Origin of the sequence: Neisseria uirgultaei, from assembly GCF_962719845.1 — a bacterium.
GTDB classification, from domain to species: Bacteria; Pseudomonadota; Gammaproteobacteria; order Burkholderiales; family Neisseriaceae; genus Neisseria; species Neisseria bergeri.
Map to the genome: position 1 here is coordinate 1 of NZ_CAUIYF010000031.1, position 5,066 is coordinate 5,066.

Below are 5,066 nucleotides of genomic sequence, written 5' to 3' on the forward strand. Positions count from 1 at the left end.
TTTGTTTTTTGTTTGGAAGGGAAATGGCTGGAAAAAGACCTGCGCTATATCGGGGAATGAATCGATGCCAAGGAAATGCCGTCTGAACATGCGTTCAGGCGGCGTTTTGTTGGGGGTATCGGAGCGGAACGTCTGAAAAAGGGTTTCAGGCGGTCTTTGGGCGTGTGGCGGCAGTTGAAAACGTGATAAGGCTACCTGAAAAGTTTGGGAGATTTTCAGGTAGCCTTTGGTATTGGGCGCAACAGATGCAGGTACAGATTAGGCGGTGCGCCGTAATCGCACGAATGCCGATTCAACCCAAGCAGACATCAGTATTTGGGAAGCGGGTGTTCGATGGAGCAAAGGTTGTACGAAGGGTGGAAGGATTTGTTCGTAGGATTACGCCACTTGAGGCGGCTAATCGTACTTACCCGGGTTTCAGGCATTTGGTATGGTCGCGCTTGAAAAAACGTGTTTTAAGGGACAAATGCCGTCTGAAAATCGGTTTCAGACGGCATTTTTGGTTTGTATGAAACAATTAGGTAAACCGCGCTACGGAATACTTCCCTTGGAAATGGGAAAAGGCAGCATTTTTATGCTGCTTTTTATACGCAAGGGAATTAGAACGTTGCGGCTACACGGAAGCCGTACTCGTTAAACTTTTCGCTGTCTGTTTTGGTTTTGGTAGTATTCGAGACAAATTCGGAAGACTTGCGGATTGCGCGTTGTCGGTAGTATGGGTCAAACTCTACGCCGAGACTGCTGGTCAGTTGTTTGCCCACATTCAGACCGGTGCTGACGAACCGGCCTTTGGAGTTTAGGTTGGCATCTTGGGAGGCAGTTGCTATTTTGTTTTTGTTGCGGAGATAGACAGCCACCCCGCTCATGGCTTCAGAAACCAGCCTTCGCCAAGGTTTTGACGGATTTTACCATCTGCTTGCTGGGGGAGGCGTTCGCTTTTTGGACAGGCGTAGCCGCAGCACTTTTCTCCCAGATAACGTTTAACTTGGACGCGCTCCAAACCGCCACGGAAACGTGTGGATTCGCCGACCGGTTGGGTGTAGGTATAACCGGCATACACGGCAGCTGTTTTGCCTATTGCGCCGTTAGCGATGTGTGCATTCCCTCTTTTGTCGTCTGCATCGTTTTGCTTTGGGCGTACTCTGTCTCAAAACGCATACTGTGGCGTTCGTTGAACGGAAGCCGATGGACGGTGTGCGTTGTTTTTCTTTCAAATTACCGGTAGTGGCTTTGCCTTTAACATAAGCGGCAAAGACTTTGTATTCGCTTTTGCCGTTAGACTCGGGGATATCGGCTACCGTAACGGCGGACACGGCTGTAAGTGAGAGTACAAGCAGGGGTTTTTTTCATGTTTTTATAATGAGGATAAATAAATGGAGAAAGTGTGGGAAATACCCGCATTCCAATTAAATCTTTTTTCAAGCAATTAGTTCTTTTGTTTTCAACATTTTCCTTGAGTATGAAATTTTGCCGGATGTGCAGGCGGAATCGGCAGCGGGATGTCCTGTACCGGATTGTCGTGGAAACGGGAAAACGGATGTTCCGTGCGGTTTTGCCCGAATGAATGGCTGGTATTGTTTTTATCAATCTGTTTCTTTTTCTTTGAAATAAAATTCCTAAAATATTAAAAATATGAAATTTAAAATCTATGAAAAAAGATATATCAGTTATTTTGAAATAAAATAGCTTTGTAGTAATATGTTGCACTTGTTTGTGCAAGGTAAACGATGTAACCTAAGCCGCGTATAAAAACCCATCAGGAAAGATGCAAGATGACACACCATTACCCCACAGACGATATTAAGATTAAAGAAGTTAAAGAACTGCTGCCGCCGATTGCCCATCTTTACGAGTTGCCGATTTCCAAAGAGGCTTCGGGCTTGGTTCACCGCACCCGTCAGGAAATTTCCGATTTGGTTCACGGCAGGGACAAGCGGCTGTTGGTCATTATCGGGCCGTGTTCGATTCACGATCCGAAAGCGGCGTTGGAATATGCGGAGCGTTTGTTGAAACTCCGCAAGCGGTATGAAAACGAGCTTTTGATCGTGATGCGCGTTTATTTTGAGAAGCCGAGGACGACGGTGGGTTGGAAAGGTTTGATTAATGACCCGCATTTGGACGGTACGTTCGACATCAATTTCGGTTTGCGTCAGGCGCGCAGCCTGTTGTTGTCGCTGAACAATATGGGTATGCCGGCATCGACCGAGTTTTTGGATATGATTACGCCGCAATATTATGCGGACTTGATTTCTTGGGGGGCAATCGGCGCGCGGACGACCGAAAGCCAAGTTCACCGTGAATTGGCAAGCGGTTTGTCCTGCCCCGTCGGTTTTAAAAACGGTACGGACGGCAATTTGAAGATTGCCATCGATGCAATCGGTGCGGCGAGCCATTCGCATCATTTCTTGTCTGTAACCAAGGCCGGGCATTCCGCCATTGTCCATACCGGCGGCAATCCCGACTGTCATGTCATTTTGCGCGGCGGAAAAGAGCCGAATTATGATGCGGGACACGTCAGCGAGGCGGCGGAACAACTGCGTGCGGCAGGGGTAACCGACAAGCTGATGATCGATTGCAGCCACGCCAACAGCCGCAAGGATTACACCCGGCAGATGGAAGTGGCACAAGACATTGCCGCCCAATTGGAACAGGACGGCGGCAATATCATGGGCGTGATGGTGGAAAGCCATTTGGTCGAAGGCAGGCAGGACAAGCCGGAAGTGTACGGCAAAAGCATTACCGATGCGTGTATCGGTTGGGGCGCGACTGAAGAACTGTTGGCATTGTTGGCAGGTGCGAACAAAAAACGTATGGCGCGCGCCGGTTGAGATTTTTGACGCAGAATGTCATAAAATGCCGTCTGAAGCGTTCAGACGGCATTTTTGTGGAGGAAATATGCTCAAAATAACCCTAATTGCGGCGTGTGCGGAAAACCTGTGCATCGGGGCGGGCAACGCTATGCCTTGGCACATCCCCGAAGATTTCGCATTTTTCAAAGCCTATACCTTGGGCAAACCCGTCATTATGGGGCGGAAAACGTGGGAATCCCTGCCCGTCAAACCCCTGCCTGAAAGAAGAAACATTGTTATTAGCAGGCAGGCGGATTATTGCGCGGCAGGCGCGGAAACGGCGGCAAGTTTGGAGGCGGCATTGGCATTGTGCGTCGGCGCGGAAGAAGCCGTCATTATGGGCGGCGCGCAAATATACGGACAAGCGATGCCGTTGGCGACCGATTTGCGGATAACCGAAGTGGATTTGTCTGTGGAAGGAGATGCATTTTTCCCCGAAATAGACCGGACGCATTGGAAAGAAGCAGAGCGGACGGAACGCCGTGTCAGCAGCAAAGGCGTTGCATATACATTCGTGCATTACCTTAAGGGATAACCGCAAGGCAGATGCCGTCTGAAGCCGTTTCAGACGGCATTTTTCCAGCTTGAGAACGGATGTTTGCTCAAATAAGCATTGGTAAACATACCGTCGGCAGTGATTTCGCGCCCCAGCCAGTCCGGACGGTCAAAATCGGCATTCTCGTCGGGCAACTCGATTTCCGCGACGACCAAAGGCGCGTTTTCGCCAAGGAAAACATCGATTTCAAACAGGCTACCGCCCCATCTGACCGGATATCGCCGTTTTTCCATCTTAAACGGGCACATCGTTTCCATCATCTTTTCCGCATCGGCAAGCGGGATTTCGTATTCAAACTCGCTGCGGCTGATTTCCGAAATATAGCCTTTCAGCGTCAGCCACGCCCGTTTTCCGGCAATACGGACACGGACGGTACGTTCTTTCTCGACAGACAGATAACCCTGCCTCAACAGCAGCGGCTCATCGGCGTATTGCCGCCAGTTGTCGTTTCCAATCAAAAAACGGCGTTCGATTTCTATCGGCATAAGATGCTCCGTCAAAACGGTTTGAACACGACCAGATACAGCGCGGCAACCATCAGCAGCACGGGGATTTCGTTAAATACGCGGTACCAGCGGTGTGAAAAAGTATTGCTGTAATCCTGAAAACGGCGCAGCAGCACGCCGCAATACAACTGGTAAGCCAAGAGCATCAACCCCAAACACAGTTTGACGTGAACCCAGCCGTTGCCCCACCAGCCGGCGGCAAACGGTATCGCCGCGCCGAACACGACCGCGCCGAAGCCCAACGGTGACATAAAACGGTACAGCCGCACCGCCATACCCGACAGGCGCACATACTCGGGATTGCCGCGCGGCGCATCGATCATCGCCATATTGACGAAAATCCTCGGCAGGTAAAACAGCCCTGCAAACCACGAAATGACAAAAAACAAGTGAAACAGTTTGAACCAAGAAAACATCATCGCCCACACCCTGCCGAAAAGCGGTATTGTACAGGCAAACCGCTTGGGAAACGTGATAAAATCAGGCGGATAAACAAATCGAATAAATCCTTACCGCAAAACGGAGGCAAAATGCTCAAATCCATCGAACTCAATTCACACGTCCGCAACCGCCTTGCAGCATATCTGAAAGGCAGGGGTATGGATTTTCAGACGGCGATGCGGGAGGAAAAAGGCAACAAAGAAATCGCCGCCATCGTCCACAGCGGTCTGCCCACTTTGGTACGCAAACTGTATTCCGAACAAAAAATGCAGAAGTTTTTTTGGGACAAGCGGGATTTGATTGCCGACTACATCAGCTGCCGGATGCAGGGATAGGCGGCTGAAATCTGTTTTCAGGCAAGTGAAAAGACAATATGGCGGATTGAAATTACGCTTATCGTCCTTCCCGCCCGCTCAGGAATCCAACTTGTTCGGTTTCGGTTCTTTTTCTCGTTTCGGGTGATTTCTAAACTGTCATTCCCGCGCAGGCGGGAATGACGGCGGAGGTTTTTTGTTTTTCCTGATTTTTCATTGTGGTGTAGTATGATGTAGTATATAATCATTATAATTTTAACACTTGACAAAGGAAAATTTCTCATGACACTGAAAGCAAGCAAGCAAGCAAGCAAGCAAGCGGTCGGGTTAATCTATTAGCATTATCTGTTTTATCGCTGTTTTGCACGCCATATGCTTGGGGTGCGGATGCGTACGATCC

7 protein-coding genes are annotated in these 5,066 nt (G+C 49.5%); 3 read left to right on the plus strand and 4 right to left on the minus strand.

The annotated features are described in order from the left end of the window. Window positions 1–599: 599 nt before the first annotated feature. The gene (locus Q9J32_RS09970) at window positions 600–866 is read right to left on the minus strand and encodes a hypothetical protein (protein WP_301883073.1); all 267 of its coding nucleotides are present in this window, start codon (window positions 864–866) and stop codon (window positions 600–602) included. Continuing rightward, a complete protein-coding gene (locus Q9J32_RS09975; RefSeq protein WP_301817114.1) occupies window positions 863–1,060 on the minus strand; it encodes a hypothetical protein in 198 nt (65 codons plus the stop codon). The genes Q9J32_RS09970 and Q9J32_RS09975 overlap by 4 nt, the downstream gene beginning before the upstream one ends. A 712-nt stretch (window positions 1,061–1,772) precedes the next feature. On the opposite strand from Q9J32_RS09975, the gene aroG reads away from it, so the two are divergent. Together aroG and Q9J32_RS09985 are read left to right on the plus strand one after the other, a co-directional pair. Next, entirely contained in the window at window positions 1,773–2,828 is a 1,056-nt protein-coding gene (aroG, locus tag Q9J32_RS09980) for a 3-deoxy-7-phosphoheptulonate synthase AroG (RefSeq protein ID WP_301883070.1), read from the plus strand. A gap of 67 nt (window positions 2,829–2,895) precedes the next feature. Further along, window positions 2,896–3,384 carry a dihydrofolate reductase gene (locus Q9J32_RS09985; protein ID WP_301883083.1) on the plus strand — a complete coding sequence of 163 codons (489 nt, stop codon included), beginning with the start codon at window positions 2,896–2,898 and terminating at the stop codon, window positions 3,382–3,384. Window positions 3,385–3,413: 29 nt separating this feature from the next. On the opposite strand, the gene Q9J32_RS09990 is transcribed toward Q9J32_RS09985, so the two are convergent. Next, on the minus strand, window positions 3,414–3,890 hold the full coding sequence (locus tag Q9J32_RS09990; RefSeq protein ID WP_114935786.1) for a CYTH domain-containing protein: 477 nt from the start codon (window positions 3,888–3,890) through the stop codon (window positions 3,414–3,416). Window positions 3,891–3,901: 11 nt separating this feature from the next. Continuing rightward, window positions 3,902–4,330: a CopD family protein gene (locus Q9J32_RS09995; RefSeq protein ID WP_301883064.1), complete on the minus strand. Its 429-nt coding sequence runs from the start codon at window positions 4,328–4,330 to the stop codon at window positions 3,902–3,904. 111 nt (window positions 4,331–4,441) lie between these two features. Between Q9J32_RS09995 and Q9J32_RS10000 the strand changes: the two genes are divergently transcribed. Further along, the gene (locus Q9J32_RS10000) at window positions 4,442–4,687 is read left to right on the plus strand and encodes a hypothetical protein (protein ID WP_301883063.1); all 246 of its coding nucleotides are present in this window, start codon (window positions 4,442–4,444) and stop codon (window positions 4,685–4,687) included. The last annotated feature ends 379 nt before the right edge of the window (window positions 4,688–5,066 follow it).